At 50.3% G+C, this 15,231-nt stretch carries 12 protein-coding genes and 4 pseudogenes; 6 read left to right on the top strand and 10 right to left on the bottom strand.

Annotated features, from left to right (window positions below):
* Positions 1-287 precede the first annotated feature (287 nt).
* Positions 288-512 (bottom strand): annotated as a pseudogene (locus NSQ51_RS15670) (transposase); the annotation flags it as partial.
* Positions 513-580: 68 nt separating this feature from the next.
* Positions 581-775 (bottom strand): annotated as a pseudogene (locus NSQ51_RS15665) (GntP family permease); the annotation flags it as partial.
* Between the two features lie 167 nt (positions 776-942).
* Between NSQ51_RS15665 and NSQ51_RS15660 the strand changes: the two are divergent.
* Positions 943-2,280: a radical SAM protein gene (locus NSQ51_RS15660; RefSeq protein ID WP_049624877.1), complete on the top strand. Its 1,338-nt coding sequence runs from the start codon at positions 943-945 to the stop codon at positions 2,278-2,280.
* Between the two features lie 681 nt (positions 2,281-2,961).
* On the opposite strand, the pseudogene NSQ51_RS15655 reads toward NSQ51_RS15660, so the two are convergent.
* A pseudogene (locus tag NSQ51_RS15655) lies at positions 2,962-4,098 on the bottom strand (IS110-like element ISGka2 family transposase).
* 397 nt (positions 4,099-4,495) lie between these two features.
* Positions 4,496-5,776, bottom strand: a complete 1,281-nt coding sequence (locus tag NSQ51_RS15650) for an IS110 family transposase (protein ID WP_342462709.1) — start codon at positions 5,774-5,776, stop codon at positions 4,496-4,498.
* Positions 5,777-6,386: 610 nt separating this feature from the next.
* Between NSQ51_RS15650 and NSQ51_RS15645 the strand changes: the two genes are divergently transcribed.
* Positions 6,387-7,574: an IS701 family transposase gene (locus NSQ51_RS15645; RefSeq protein WP_033010947.1), complete on the top strand. Its 1,188-nt coding sequence runs from the start codon at positions 6,387-6,389 to the stop codon at positions 7,572-7,574.
* A 209-nt stretch (positions 7,575-7,783) separates the two neighbouring features.
* A complete protein-coding gene (locus NSQ51_RS15640) occupies positions 7,784-9,106 on the top strand; it encodes a radical SAM protein (RefSeq protein WP_033013709.1) in 1,323 nt (440 codons plus the stop codon).
* A gap of 345 nt (positions 9,107-9,451) precedes the next feature.
* Here NSQ51_RS15640 and NSQ51_RS15635 read toward each other — a convergent pair.
* A pseudogene (locus NSQ51_RS15635) lies at positions 9,452-9,673 on the bottom strand (transposase); the annotation flags it as partial.
* 465 nt (positions 9,674-10,138) lie between these two features.
* Here NSQ51_RS15635 and NSQ51_RS15630 point away from each other — a divergent pair.
* Both NSQ51_RS15630 and NSQ51_RS15625 read left to right on the top strand, forming a co-directional pair.
* Positions 10,139-10,534 carry an ADP-ribosylglycohydrolase family protein gene (locus NSQ51_RS15630; protein WP_230847111.1) on the top strand — a complete coding sequence of 132 codons (396 nt, stop codon included), beginning with the start codon at positions 10,139-10,141 and terminating at the stop codon, positions 10,532-10,534.
* A 12-nt stretch (positions 10,535-10,546) separates the two neighbouring features.
* On the top strand, positions 10,547-10,927 hold the full coding sequence (locus tag NSQ51_RS15625) for a hypothetical protein (protein WP_081256684.1): 381 nt from the start codon (positions 10,547-10,549) through the stop codon (positions 10,925-10,927).
* 354 nt (positions 10,928-11,281) lie between these two features.
* Here NSQ51_RS15625 and NSQ51_RS15620 read toward each other — a convergent pair whose 3' ends face one another.
* The 4 genes from NSQ51_RS15620 to NSQ51_RS15605 form a co-directional block, all read right to left on the bottom strand.
* On the bottom strand, positions 11,282-11,890 hold the full coding sequence (locus NSQ51_RS15620) for a DUF4411 family protein (protein ID WP_049625154.1): 609 nt from the start codon (positions 11,888-11,890) through the stop codon (positions 11,282-11,284).
* Between the two features lie 13 nt (positions 11,891-11,903).
* Positions 11,904-12,362 (bottom strand): helix-turn-helix domain-containing protein, encoded by a 459-nt coding sequence (locus NSQ51_RS15615; protein WP_013524778.1) that lies wholly within the window; start codon positions 12,360-12,362, stop codon positions 11,904-11,906.
* Between the two features lie 129 nt (positions 12,363-12,491).
* Complete coding sequence (locus NSQ51_RS15610; RefSeq protein WP_049625155.1) at positions 12,492-13,463, bottom strand: hypothetical protein; 972 nt, start codon at positions 13,461-13,463, stop codon at positions 12,492-12,494.
* Between the two features lie 170 nt (positions 13,464-13,633).
* Complete coding sequence (locus NSQ51_RS15605; RefSeq protein ID WP_049624118.1) at positions 13,634-14,131, bottom strand: L,D-transpeptidase family protein; 498 nt, start codon at positions 14,129-14,131, stop codon at positions 13,634-13,636.
* Positions 14,132-14,364: 233 nt separating this feature from the next.
* Here NSQ51_RS15605 and NSQ51_RS15600 point away from each other — a divergent pair, with 233 nt between their 5' ends.
* Positions 14,365-14,502, top strand: coding sequence for a hypothetical protein (locus NSQ51_RS15600; protein ID WP_233434091.1), 138 nt, complete (start codon positions 14,365-14,367; stop codon positions 14,500-14,502).
* Between the two features lie 109 nt (positions 14,503-14,611).
* On the opposite strand, the gene NSQ51_RS15595 is transcribed toward NSQ51_RS15600, so the two are convergent.
* On the bottom strand, positions 14,612-15,085 hold the full coding sequence (locus NSQ51_RS15595; RefSeq protein ID WP_049624117.1) for a hypothetical protein: 474 nt from the start codon (positions 15,083-15,085) through the stop codon (positions 14,612-14,614).
* Between the last annotated feature and the right edge of the window lie 146 nt (positions 15,086-15,231).

Raw genomic sequence — 15,231 nt, 5'->3', positions numbered from 1 at the left:
TGACGAAGAAAAAGAATCTGTGACCAGAAACCGAGTGTTTCAAACATATATTGATCAAAGCGTATCAACAAGGGGAATTGTCCGCAATATGACCGCGAAAGACATGCCTGAGTTCGACAGTGACTAGGCAAACAAAATGCCTCTCGCCCCTTGATACAACTCACATTTCGCACCCTAACAAGGTCAAAACAAAGGATTTTTTATTTAGTTTTTCAGAATAACTTTTTGACCAACACAACGAGCGATGGCAATTCTTTTTTTACCATCGCTGGTCGTTCCGTATCACGTTACACGTAGATGCTCTCATCCATGCCCAATCTCTGCAGAATCCTTCGCTGATCAGGGGTAAGGGAGCGATCCAGTGAGCGTTGGATGCGCCCGTCTGGAAGCTCCAGCAGGATGACGTTCACATATTGAAACAGCTGAAAAATCGCCTGTCCCGTCGGCCGGGTCAGCTTGCGGCCTCCAGGACCCTTCAACGGGTGTTCTGGAGTAATAAACTGACGCACTCTCAAGGATTCATTCGACATCGGAACGAAAAAATCCTCCCGATTTTCGTCGAGAGGGTGCGAAATGTGAGTTATATATTATCCAAAAATGCATTAACGATTAGTAGCATGATTAAGGATACATCCCATGCAAGAGTTGTTGGAATTGACCATGTTAAAATTTGTTCTTTCACTTCTTTTATTCCAAGCATACGGTTAATGACCCAGAATAGGCTATCGTTAAAATACGAGAAGATCATAGCTCCTAGGGCGGCTGACTGTGCGGCTCTTTAGTGTTGCCTATTTGTCCATTGCCTTTGCCGCTTTGGCGATGGCCGGTCTAGCCTGTGCCGCAGCTTGATGAATGAGGTTGTCTAGGAGTACCAATGTGACCGATTTAACAGCGGAAAACGGCAAGGATTGATAGAATGGTAAACAAAAAGGTGTTGGATACATGAAGTGGATTCCGTCCCGATTTAACGCGATGGCGCAAACGAAGCAAGGTGAATTGATTCTCTACAATAGCTATACAGGGGCGATTGGCGCGGTGGCGGAAGGCGAGAGAGCCGCCGTGCTTGAGGCGCTCAAGAGAACCGGGATTGACCGCGAACTGTCACCGGTGGAACAAACGCTGGTGGAGTGTGGGTTTCTTGTCGCTGAGAACGTCGATGAGAAGCGACGGGCGCAGTTTTTGCATCAATCGTTGCACCGGACGGATGTGATGCATCTCGTGATCTTGCCGACGGAGGCGTGTAATTTCCGTTGTGTCTATTGTTATCAAGAGTTTTTGCGCGGACAGATGAAACGTGAGGTCATTGACGGGTTGAAACGTTTTTTGACGAAGACGATTCCGCGTCTCACCCATTTGACGGTCAGCTGGTTTGGCGGCGAACCGCTGTTGGCGATCGATGTGATTGAAGAGATTAGCACGGTGATCATCGAACAAACGAAACGGTATGGCGTTGCGTATCAAGCGGACATGTCAACGAACGGCTACGGTTTGTCGAAAGAAACGATGCGGCGTTTGTTGCGGTGTGAAGTGACCCGTTTTATGGTGACGCTTGATGGAAGCAAAGACGTGCATGATGCGCGGCGGGTGCTGGCGAATCGGGGACCGACGTACGAGACGATTCTTGGCCATTTGCGTGATATTCAGACGCTTGACGAATCATTTGAAGTGGACATCCGGGTCAATTTTGATGAAGACAACCTTGACCGGATTCCGCTGTTTTTAGACGAGCTGGCTTGTTACTTTGCCGGGGACCGGCGTTTTCAGCTGTTTTGCCGTCCCGTTGGGAGATGGGGCGGGGCGAATGATGAGCGGTTGCCGGTTTGTGACCATCGGACGGCAGAGGTGAAAATATGGGAGTTGACGGAATACGGAATCAAGAAAGGACTTTCGATGAGCTCGATGGTGGAGTCGATGTTGATGCCTTCTGGGGCGGTTTGTTATGCGGCGAAGCCACATTCCTTCGTCATCGGGGCCGACGGCCAAGTGTATAAATGCACATGCGCCTTTGACGAGGAATATAACCGTATCGGCCGTCTGCATGCCGATGGAACGATGGATGTCGATATGGATAAGCTCGCTCTATGGGTAACGTCAGGCGAGGAAACGGATGAACAGTGCCAAGCTTGCTTTTTCCGGCCAGCGTGTCAAGGAAATCATTGCCCGTTGTACCGCCTGCGAACAGGGGATCGTCCTTGCCCTCACGAAAAGCGAAAAATCAAAGAAGTGCTCCGGCTGATTGATGCGCAGTCATTCGTACGAGATGAAGGGAAAGGGAGGTGAGAATATGCGTATTTTGCGTCCTGCCGCATCGCCTGTTGCGTTGTCCCATTCTGGGCGGCTGACGAAATCAGTGCCTGGTCATTTGAAATGATGAATGGGAGAGAACCACGGTTTGGTAGGCGATCCGAGAAAAAGCTATGAAATGGTTTAAGATTCTTTCCCGGCTGACGTCACTATGTATCAAGCATTCCTTTTCTCGCGATGCGAAAAGATTTCGTTTTTTCAAGAAGATACACGATCAACCATGCGCCAAATGAAGTGAACGAAAAAGTATTTGATCATGACAATGGCCCTTGTCGAATAGACAAGGGCCATTTTATGTGCTTCATGGCATGAATAAGGATGGTGATGTAGTTGGAAAAACGATTTGATGTTCCTCTCGATGGCTCTTGAGAACATTGTGTGGCAAGAAACAGTTGTTTCTCGTCCTTTACGAGTCTCCATTCAGGTGGAAAGGCGGTTAATCAATTGTTGCAGCGAATGAAGTGAACGTGGCTTAAAGGCAGTTTCGATACCGCTGGTTATGCTTTATAGTTTTCCGTGAAAATCCCCACCACTTGGTGAGTGCGGTATACGCTCCTGATCCGTGAGGGTATACTGAAAATGGCCAAAAAAGGCAATAGGAAAGCAGAGGTGCCCGATTTTAGGCATCTCGTATAACCTGTCTGCCTTTTGGCTAGACTAAATAAGTTGTGGTTGGCGGAACGGCTCTTTGCGGGAGATCATGCAAAAGATGATCACCAACATCCGCCGAGCAATGGCGATGAGGGCTTTTTTCTTCCCGCACCGGGCCGCCAACGACCAAAACTTTCGGGACAAGGGATGCGTCTTGGATCGAGCTGCTGACCATGCCGCCTCGCATAACGCTGATCGGAGATGGGGATTGCCTTTTGTCGTGCGCGTGCTCTTTCGCTTTCCGGCGCTTTCATGGTTGCCGGGGGACAATCCAGTCCATGAAGCCGCCCGTTCCGGCGTTTCAAAGACGCTCATGTCGGTTCCCATCTCGGCGATGATGACGGCGGCGGTTTGTTTTTTCACTCCGGGCATGGTCATCAGCAGGTTCACTTCCTCGCGATACGGCTCGAGCAGGCGGTCGATGTGTTGGTCGACTTCTTCGATGAGCCGCTCCAATTCCTCAACGTGTTTCCACAAGAGGCGAAGGAGACGGAGCTCGTGTTCGGTCAAGGTGCCGAGCAGCGAATCGTACACCGCTTGCTTTTTCTTTTTGAGCCTTCCGCGCAGGCATTCATCCAACTCGCCCTTGTCCACGTATCCCTTCTCGAGCAGCCGGGCGAGGATGTCTTTTCCGGAAACGCCGAAGAGATCGGAGAGGACCGAGCCGAGTTTGACATTGGAAGACTCGAGCACTTTTTGAATCCGGTTTTTCTCCGAAGTCAGCTGTCCGACCCACTTTTTGCGGAGGCGGGTAAAATCCCGCAATTCGCGAATATCCGCTGGGGGGACGAAACTTTTTTCAACGAGTCCATGGCGGAGCAGCTTGGCGATCCACTCGGCGTCCGAGACATCGGTTTTTCTTCCCGGGACATTTTTGATCCGCTGCGGATTGGCCAGTGTCAAGTCGACATAGCCCTCGAGGAAGGCGAAGACCGGTTTCCAATACACGCCGGTGGATTCCATGGCGACATGGGTGACCCCATGGTCTTCGAGTCACTCAAGCAGGTCGCCAAGTCCTTTCGAGAACGTGGAGAAGGTTTGAATGTCCTTTTGAATGTGTCCATCTTCTTCCCATAGCGCGCAGGCGACGATGGTTTCGGCATGAACATCCAATCCTGCGCAGCGAGGATAGATGACATCCATGATGAAAATCCTCCCTCTAGAAATGTTGATTTATCAAGGCTTTTCGGCCCCTCAGGGGTGTCCAAAAAATATTTTTCGACAAAATCTCTTACATCCTTTTTCAGTTTTGTGGATATCTTACAGACCTAGGGTGCGCTTCGCGGCCACGGCTGGTTATATTTTCCTGCCATGGGGGGAAGCGTATTCGATGCACCCTTTGGATCTCCGCGTCGCTGATGAGGACGAACCCTCCCATGTCTCCGGGCGTCTTCGCGCCAACATTCCCTCGTTCGGTCTCGTCATCAGGCGGAGGCCGGCCAAGCTCCTTTGGGGACTCAAGGTCGAATGGATAAAATCACGCCAGCTTCTCCGGTGTCATCTCGTTGTCCAACGATTCTTCCGTTCGCAGGGGGAGGCCTTAGGCCGCCCGTTGCACCTGGGACAAGACGTCCTGTTTCATTCGCTCCGCGTCAAACGCTTGTTTCTTCGTACAAATCGCAAACAGCACATTCAACAGCTTCCGGCACAAGGCGACGATGGACTGCTTTCCGGTCAGCGGATTGACGGATCGGGTCGTATAATACTCATGCAGCTCGCGAAACGCCTCGTTATGCCGAATCAGCGGAATCATCGCCCGAAACAGCACCGATCGCAGCCGTTTCCGTCCCCGTTTGGAGATGTGCTTTTGCCCTTTGCGCTGGCCGGAGGAGTTCTCCTTGAGCGTCAGGCCCGCCAACTTCACCAATTGGCGCGGGTCCCGATAATGGGCGAAGCTGCCGATCTCCGCCAGCAGATCGATGATCGTGGCGTCTCCCAACCCGTCGACCGTTTTCAACCATTGGTACTCCATCGTCGTTTGAACCAATGCCTTCAACTCGGCGTCCAGTGCAGCGATCTCCGCCTCCAATTGGCGGTATCGGCGGACGAGCGCGGCGATCTCAAACCGGGCCATCGCTGTCCCTTCCGTCACCCCAATCGAGTCCTTCGCGGTGTTGATCAACGCCTGAATTTTGGCCTTCTGCGGGCATTTCATCCCTTCGCTTTGCCGGTACACCTCAAGAAGCTCCTCCACCGTCCGGCCGGCCATATCAGCCGGAAGCGGCGTCCACTCCAACACCGAAAGCGCCGTTTTCCCCAAGTCACGAAACACGGTCCAAAACTCTGGAAAATACCGATCCGTCCAGCGGACGATCGCGTTTTTCACCGCCGTCTGTTCCTTGCGGAGCTTCTCTTTGAGCGTGCTTCCCACGCGCAAATCGGCTTCGATCTCGTGCAGCAGCCGGGGAACGAGGAATCGTCCGTCTTTTGCCAGTCTGGCAATGACCAGGGCGTCTTTGGCGTCATGTTTCGTCGGCAGGTTGTCATCGAGTTCTTTCGACCGGCACACATGCGCCGGGTTGACCATGACCAACGGGATCCCGTGCTCCTCGAGGAAGTAGGCCAGGTTCAACCAGTAGTGCCCGGTCGGCTCCACCGCGACGATCACCTCTGACTTCCCGAACGCTTGCATCGCCTCCTGAATCGCTTCATACAGCTGGCGAAAGCCCTCTTTCGACTGGAAGATCGGGAACGATTTGCGAAGCACACGCCCCCGGTCATCCACGAAGCAGGCGTAGTGGGTTCGTTTCGCGATATCGATGCCCACGACAAGCGTTTGTTCGGTGACTTGATCAATTTTATAGTTTTGTGTACAATTCATCTGAAGTCCTCCTTGGTATGGTGAGTGATGTGTTTGACACCCCTGCATCATACCAAGAGGGCTTTTTTTGATCAAGTCCCCGGAAAAGCTCCTAACGGGAATGCTCCTTTTCGATGATCGAGTGCGCAAACAGTGAATCCACGGGAGAAATGCGGCAGTTTTCCGTTCGTCGTCACCTTTCCTCTATCACAGGAAAGGGCGGACAATGGGTGGTGCACCCAGTGGATTCAAACACTTTTCCGTACAGGGTCCAAGCCACCATTAAGCATAACGTCCTGTTAAACTGTTTGCGCCTACTCTTCATTATGGGAAGAAAAGGGGGATTTTCATGCCCGGGTGGAGAGCAAAAATTGCTCATGGAACTTTTCCGTGAAAATGCAGGACTGACGCGAGATTTTCATCCCTGGGTGGAGGGCAAAGCGTGCTGCCCATGGATCTTTTCCTCTTGTTTGTTCCTTGTCAAATTTTTTTCGGAAAATATCAACCTAACTGTAGATGAGCAAATTCACTGACATAAATTGACAACTAAACAAAAAAGGAGACATGAACCGGACTCCTTGGGTAAAATAGATGTGCTCAAAACCCATTCACACAAGGAGGTTCATGTCTCATGAATAGATTAGCACATCACCAAGGAATCCACAAGTTTTTCTTCACGCTGGGGTTGACGCTGCAGCTTTCCAAACCGGTCATCAAGCATCTCATTCATATTGTCGATGCCTTGACCACCAAGGGATTCTCGGGAACATTGACTGATATTCATTACTGGAGCTTTCATCCGAATCATCGAACGACGCTCCGTCACTTTTTCACGAAAAGCCCTTGGAACGAGGAAAGGCTGCTTGGGAAGCTTCAAGAGTGGATCCTTTCCCAGGTCGAACGACTGGCCAAACGGAAGAATCAACCCCTTTTTGTTTCGATTGATGATACGATTTGCCAAAAAACAAAGCCTTCGTCACGGGCTGTGCACGCCATTCAAGGGTGCGACTGGCACTACTCGCATAAAGATCATCAATCGGTCTGGGGGCATTCGCTCGTTTGGCTGATGGTGCACACCTTCACGCAGGCGTTCCCATTTGCGTTCCGCCTGTATGACAAGAAAGCGGGAAAAAGCAAGATCGACCTGGCGATCGAGATGCTTTCCTCGCTCAAGGTGAAGCGGGCTCAGCCGGTGTATGTGCTCATGGATTCGTGGTATCCGTCCAAAAAGCTCATTGAAGCCTGCTTGAAACAGGGATTCCATGTCATCGCGATGCTCAAGACGAACCGGATTCTCTACCCGAAAGGCATCGCCATCCAAGCCAAGCAGTTCGCCCGCTATATCGAGTCCAAAGACACCCGCCTCGTCACGGTGGGGCAGGAGCGTTATCGCGTGTATCGCTATGAGGGGGCCATCCATGGCCTCGATGACGCGGTGGTGCTGCTGGCTTGGAAGGCGGATCAGCCGATGGCGCCGGAACATCTTCATTGCATCTTGAGCACCGACCGGGAACTCGGGGACGAAGACATCTTGCGTTACTACGCCCAGCGCTGGACGATCGAGTGCTTTTTCCGGCAGGCGAAAGATCAACTGAAGCTGGATGGATACCGCGTTCGCCACATTCGGGCGGTGAAACGGTATTGGGCGGTGGTGCTGTTGGCCTGCGTGTACAGCATCGCCGAATCCCGACAAAACCTCTCCACCGGGCTGGAGCTTCTTCGGTCGCGGAAAGACCACAGCGTCGTCGAGTTCATTTATGACGCTGCGAAGCAAGATATTCCCATTGATGTGATCAAAAAACAGCTCCGTATCGCGTAAGGGGTACCCTGTTTGTCTCTCTAACCATGGAAATTATTGTAATGAAAAATGCTCATCTACAGACCTAATATTCAAAAACAAGATGGGTTTCTCGCTGTTTGTTTTTTTACAATAATTAGCGGCGCTGCGTGTGAAAGTTGGTGTTGTGACCGATGTAACAGCGGACAGCGGCAAATTTTTATTATGATGTTAAAAGGGTGTAGAGAAGCATGAAGTGGATTCCATCTCGATTTAATGCGATTTCGCAAACAGAAGACAGTGAGCTCATTCTTTACAACAGTTATACAGGGGCGATCGGCGTTGTAGCGGAGGAAGAGAAAAAAACGGTGATGCAAGCGTTAAAGAGAAGCGGCATCGAGCGGGACTTATTGCCTGTTGAAAAAACGCTTGTCGAATGCGGATTTCTCGTCGCAGAGAGCGTAAACGAGGAACAGCGCGCGCGGTTTTTGCATCAGACGCTGCATCGGACGGATGTAATGCATCTGATTGTCCTTCCGACAGAAGCGTGTAATTTTCGCTGTACATACTGTTATCAAGATTTTTCGCGCGGAAATATGAGCCGTGATGTGATCAATGGGTTAAAACGTTTTTTGGAAAAGAAAATTCCGCGGCTCGAGCATCTTACGGTCAGCTGGTTTGGCGGTGAACCGTTGCTGGCGCTGGACATCATCGAAGAGTTAAGCGAAGCGATCGTCGAATGGACAAAGCGGCACGGCGTCACGTATCAAGCGGAAATGTCCACGAACGGCTATTATTTATCCAAAGAAACATTGCAGCGTTTATTGAAATATAAAGTGAATCGCTTTATGGTGACGCTGGATGGAAGCAAAGACGTGCATGATTCGCGCCGGGCTCTTGCGAATCGGGGGCCGACGTACGAGACGATCGTCAACCATTTGCTCGATATCCAGACGTTAGATGATTCGTTTGAAATTTACATTCGTATTAATTTTGATGAAGACAATCTTTCCCACGTTCCAGCGTTTTTAGAGGAGTTGGCCCGTTATTTTGCCGGAGACTCGCGCTTTCAAATTTTTTGCCGTCCTGTTGGAAGATGGGGCGGAGCGAACGATGAAGGGCTGCCGATCTGCGACCATCGTACCGCGGAAACGAAAATATGGGAGTTTACGGAATTAGGGATCAACAAAGGGTTGCATATGAGCTCGATTATTGAGTCGATGCTTATGCCTTCCGGGGCGGTTTGTTACGCGGCCAAGCCGCATTCGTTCGTCATTGGGGCCAACGGTCGAGTGTATAAATGTACGTGTTTCCTTGGCGAGGAATATAACCATGTCGGATGGCTTCATGCCGATGGAACGATGGATATTGATTTTGATAAATTGGCCTTATGGGTCACGTCGGGAGAAGAACAAGACGAAATGTGCCAAGCCTGTTTTTTCCGCCCGGCATGCCAAGGGAATCATTGTCCGTTGTATCGCATACGTAAAGGAGAGCGTCCTTGTCCTTATGAAAAACGAAAAATTAAACAGGTACTGCGCTTGATTCATGCGCAGCAATCGAAATCAAAGTAACGTCGGTGCGATGATGCCGCGCTGTTAGGCGGTTTGAGTGCTTAACGGGATGGCAAAGGAGGAGGTGAAACGATATGCGCATTTTACGTCCAGCGGTATCGCCAGTTGCGGCGTCCAACTCGGGAAGACTTTCTAAATCCGTTCCGGGCAACTTAAAATGACAAACGTCTGATTTCCCTATGAAGATTATCGGAAGAGCGTTTCCGCGAAGGCGGTGCGCTCTTCTTTTTTCTTGCGCGCCTGTGCACTATGATTCGAAATTACCGTGTGGACTTGCCTTGAAATCCATTAAAGGTTTTTAAAAACGTAGGAAAAAGAGGAGAGAAGGAGTTAGAAAACTCTTATTATAAGGAGTCCGAGCCCTCTTTTTAAAGTAAAAAAGAGGGATTTCCATGTCTTAAATACCAATTCAATTTGCCAGCGAAGAGAATACAGCGTATGAATGTCGTGCAAAGAGGTATCAATCGCTGGAATATTGGTGATATATACATATATTGAGTGGGGGCGTCGCGTCACGTACGCGGCCCCTTTTCGTTTCGCCTTCTGTTTCCATTGTCCTTCCTTCTGTCATTTATTCCTGTTTTCTTAACTTGATGGCTATGGGGGGAGAGGCCCAAGCATGCGTTGCTGATTGTCGTTTGCCGCGTATCTGCGGAGGGGTCTTGCCTAACTTGTATGTTGGGAGGCATAGGAATGCAAAGTCCTGTCTGGGGATTTTGGATCAGATGGGGAGCAGTCGGGCAGTCAAACGGCAAAGGCGGGCGAACGATGGCGCATAAATGTTAGGGATTGGCGAATCTATGGAAACGAACATCGTATAACGAACCATATGCCAACGGGAAGTCCGTCCTGATGATAGGGCGGTTTATTTATGGGAAAAAATCTGTGAACTAGTCAACACCGAAATGCTGGGAAGTCCCTATGTCCTGGGTCTTCGTTCTTAAAAATTTTATGGAAGGAAAAGGGTTCTGAGGAAAAAGGTCGAAATTAAACAACGGACATCTACATCGACGGACATGGGTCGCCTTTCGGGTGCTTCAAGGAGAGCCGCTCGCCAAGGCGATTCGGAAAGAAGTGGAGCATACCCGTTATGAGCCGCTGCTTATGGTGACGCCTGTCTACCCTCCTGACGGGTATGTCGTCCATACGATGGGGTGGGTGCTGCATTGGCTGCTCCGTTGTGACTCGTTCGAAGATGTCGTCATTTCGGCGGCGAATATGGGTGGAGACAGCGATACGATTGCAGCCATTGCGGGAGGACTGAAAGGGCTGGAAATCGGATACAGCCAGCTGCCGAAGCGGTTTGTGGAAGCGATCGGTTGCGCTGATGAATTGGAAAAACTGGCGTTGCAATTGGCGGATGTTCGGCGTTCGTTCAGTTCGAGCGGTGCGGATGGGGCGAATGGAATGAGGGATAAAGAAGGATAGGGGGTGAAACGGATGGATCGACAAACGTTTGTCGAGAACATGTGGAAATCGTTGTTGGTTGAACTGTACGAAGGAAAAATCGTATCGACGTTCAAAGGGAAGGAAGCGTTTCGCGTCGTCTCGTTTTCCGATGAGGGGATTACCGTGCGCTTGAGTTCGAAGGAAAAGGAAGTGTTTCTAAGCAAGAAGGCGATGCTCAACGTGATTGAAAAACTCATCGCCCATGAAGATGGCGTGCGGCAAAAAATGGTGGACCCAGAATCCCGTCTAAAGTTAGGGCTGTTTTTGCTTCACCCGTGGACGGAGAAAGTGGTGCGCCAGGAGGAGGGGAAACGCCGTCCGTATTTGTTGTTAACGGATGAAGCCCGTCAGCGATTGGCAAGCGGCGAGTAGAGGGATTGACACACTGGGAAGTGCGCTCGCTTTGGCGGCCAAAGGCCAAGGGAAAAGTCCGACTGTTGCTTGTTCCACACGCCAAGAGCCATAGGGAAAAGACCAGTGATAAGAGCCGCGCGGTTGCGGCTCTTTTGTGCTGCCTATTTGTCCATTTCCTTTGCAAGGTCGGCGACTTCGGCGACGGTCAGCCCGGTTCGCTTTGTTGTTTCCGACATCAGGAACATCATTCTGGGAGGAAGTGATAACAAGGAATGCTTGTTTCGTTTTGATCGGCTCTGCGGTTTGCCATTGGCGACCGGCAAAATAGAGAAATGACTTTGTTGTGCTTTTAGGAAGACGATGCGGTCTAAATCATCTGTTGATGAAGTCATTCAATTCTTGGAGCATGCCCGTGAATATTGGGTCATGATGAATGGTGTCATATATGCTCGGGGAAATGGTGATATAATCATTTGATAAAAGATTAAGCAGTCTATGTTCGTGTTGAGGAAACAGAAGAGGATAAAGCGCAAAATCTTTTATATTGGCTGTGACGAGAATGCAGTCGTATTGCCAAGCGGTTAGCAGGATACGGGCATCAGACACGCTGCCGTATTCCATGTCTCTCATGGCATTGATTTTCCTCTGGTATTCAGAGCGAATATAAGCCGCCATTTTCCTTACTTGATGTTCCATATCGGGAGTTGTCCAATCGGGAATCGTTATCGTTATATTTTCCAACAATTCCGAGATCCGTTGCCTTTCCTTTTCGCCAAGTGTGTAGGATTGCAATTCAAGCTCTCGGATGACTTCTTTAGGGATATAGAGCACAGCCTCTTCATGGCGAACTTCCTGCAAAACATCTTTCCAAAAACGCTTGGCGGCTTTTTTGTGGTTCGTGTGGGCAGATGGGCTTGACTTGTATCGGAATACGTTTGTATCCAGCAAATATGCTTTTGTTTCCGTGCCGTTTCCGCTCATGAAGAACTTTCTCCTATTCTCCAAACTCTTTTTCCATTTTTTCCGCGATACGAATCGACTGGCTTTTCAGCTGTTCTCTCATTTGGAGAAATGAAGGCCAGTTTGGGTGGTGAAAAAACTGTGCGGCCGGGATGATCCATTTTCCACTGTCTCCAAGCCGTTGGTAAGCCTCGATTTTTCCTTCTGCGCAATAACGACGCACCATTTGCGGCGTGACATCAAGCAGAAGAGCCACATCGCGGACATGGAGATCATCTGGAATTGTTTGTTCCGCCATTTCGGTAAGAATATGCCGTACGCTCTGTTTTTCCTGGTCGCTTAGGTTGGAATAGATTTCTTTTTTTCGCTTCTCAAGTTCAAGCGACTGTTGGACCAATTCTACATAACGTCGAACGTTGTCGCTTAGTACAGTTTCGTGAAGAGGTGGGGGGGCTGTCTTTCGGGTTTCTGTTTTGCGGGACAAAGTACTCATTTTTCTTTCCCTCCTTGATGTTTATATCCATTATACTATTTTGGCTGGAGAAACAAAAGAAATTGAGATCTTGCCAAGCAGCAAAGGGAAGATGAAAAGAGCCGCGCGGTTGCGGCTCTTTTGTGCTGCCTATTTGTCCATTTCCTTTGCAAGATCGGCGACTTCGGCGACGGTCAGTCCGGTTCGTTTGGCGATCTCGTGAATGGGAAGAACATCAAGCAAATTTTTGGCGATTTCGATGGCCTTCCGTTTTTCCGTTTGCTTGATCGCCTGCTCCTTTTCTTGCATGACTCTTTGCACTGCTTGTTCTTTTTCTTGTATCGCTCTTTGCACTGCTTGTTCTTTTTCCTGCATCACTTTCTTCAACATTTCTTCTTTTTCTTGTTCAAGTTCTTCGACTAACAGGCGAAACACTTTGTTCATTTTGATCCACTCCTTTACTTTTTCGGCGTATGACCGGTCGATGAATTTGTCTGTGGCGGTCAGGACGCCGGCGATGATGTGCAGCTGTTTCGGTTCGTCGTCGATCGTTTTCGCCAGTTCGATCGTTTTTTCGATCATCGTTTGCCGGTCGAAGCGGGTGTGCATGAGCGGCACGAGGATGAGTTTCATCGTTTCTTCCGGAGTGAGCGGTTCGCCGTTGTGGACTTTTTCTTCAATGGCATGGAAAATCGCATCGCCGTTGAATTCGCCAAGCAACACCGCTTTGGATGAAAGAAACACATCGCCGGCGTCAAGCTGTTCGCGGGCGCTCGTGACATCGCTTGTGTAGATCACAACGATGTGAATCGGGCGTATTCGTTTTTCCTGTTGATAGTATGTGTGAAGGATGCGGCAGGCATAATCAAGATACTTTAAATGGTTGTCGAGAAATCGTTCGTTGCTTTCGTACTCTAGAAGCAAAATGGAATCGTCTTCGAGAAGAAACACGGTGTCGGCGCGCCGTTCATCCGCCCGTACAGACGGAAATTCGGTTGGAAGCAGTGCTTTGATCCGCGGGAGTCCGTGAAGTCCGTACACATCGAGGGCTTGGTTTTGGTACAATGCGCTCAGCGACTTGAACAAAATGTCTTTGGCGTGATGCGAGATCCCGCCTGGCATCGTCTTCACTCCATTCGCTTTTGACCTAATTATACTACTTGCCCGATCGATTGTCAGCTGCCATCGTGAGCGGAAACACGGTGTTCGTTCGGTGGGAGTGAATGACATCTTCTTGAAAAATAAAACGGGTTGTGACTCAGAACAGACGGATGAATGACGCTGTTTTGCCCTCACGGCCGGATAAACACTTCCGTTCCGTTCGGAACGATGGAGGCGAGTTCGAGCACGTCTTTGTTGTGCATGCGGATGCAGCCTTTGGATACGTATTTGCCGATCGAGGACGGGTCGTTCGTGCCGTGAATGCCATAATGGATTTTGGATAAGCTGAGCCACATGGCGCCGAACGGACCGCCCGGGTTCGGCTGGCGGTTGACGATGACAAAATCGCCGACAGGCGTGGCGGTGACCATTTTGCCGACGCCGACGGGGTAGGTGCGGATCGTTCGTCCCCGGTGTTTTAACGTCAGCTGGCGGCGGCTGATCGATACATGGATCGTATACGGAATCGAGCCTTTCGCCGGGAGGTGGGGGATGATGATCGCTTGCCCGGGAAAGATGACGGACGAGGCGGTGAGGCCGTTGGCGCGAAGCAGCGCCTCAACAGATGTGCGGTAGTCGCGGGCGATGGAGGCGATCGTTTCCCCGCGTTTGACGATATGTTTGTACATGGCATTTCGCTCCTTTTTTTCGCTGGATGGAGAAAATAGCTACGATTGATGATACATTAGTGTATGAGAAGATTCGAATAAGGTTGCTCAAATGGGAAGAGAGTCTCATGCGCATGGCATGCGGCCGCCAATGCCGTATGAACGCGCTGTGCGTTAGTCTATACTTGACAGGGAGCGTTGCCTAACGGGTGTTTCTTGTCAAAACGTGTAGGGGAAAAAGGAGGATGGCGCGAATGAGAACGTTTGTCCTAAAACCAGAGGAAGGACAGAAGGTTGATGATGAGCTGTATGCCGAACTCTCCCCTGTCCCGCTTGAGATCATGGACGGCGATCTCTTTTTTTGCAAAAGAGGAGCGGGAAAACTTGCTTAAGCTGTTGATATACAATGTCGGCATGAATCGGACGCTTGAGATCATCGAGGAATGGAAGGAGCGGTGAAAGCGGCGCCCGGTCGATATCGGGGCCGCGTCGATGTTGGGGTTACGGGCGGTAAGGGAACAAAATGCTCTTTTCCCCTTTTTCTGTGGCGACGAAGACGTCTTGATGGATTTCGAACACGCCAAAAGCGCTATGGAACGTCTGAATGACGCGGACGCGATACACGTCGTGAAGCGGTTTGTTCTCATCAGACATCGACCATGACGACAGGTTTTCCACCTCATCGATGCGGTAGTCAAACGTCTCGACGCCGAAGTCTTGCATAAAGACGTGGGCACGGCGCTGGATGTAGACGTCTTTTGGGAATTTCTTTTTCATGAGCGGGTGAAACAGCTCCCAAGAGCTGCCAAAATCCCCTGCCTGTTCATAGCGGTAAAACGTGTCCACGATTTCCTTCGCCTCATTTTGTTCGTTCGAAAGAAACAGAGACAAGATCGCCACCAACACAGCGGCGGCGGTGAGAACCGCCACCCCCGTCCTGGCTCGGATCGTTTTTTGACGGTAGCGTGGGAACATGGGGTCTTCTCTCCTCTCTGTTATACGATATGCACGATGGACGGCCGATATGGGCGGAGAAAGGAAGAACATGCCGCGGGCTTGAGATGACGGTGCTTTTGAGTCAAAAAATCCGCTGTGGTGTAGTAAAATAGAGGGCAGAAGCC

The sequence above is a fragment of the Geobacillus sp. FSL K6-0789 genome, from assembly GCF_038593135.1.
Lineage (GTDB): Bacteria > Bacillota > Bacilli > Bacillales > Anoxybacillaceae > Geobacillus > Geobacillus stearothermophilus.
This window is presented reverse-complemented; position numbering and strand designations above follow the sequence as displayed.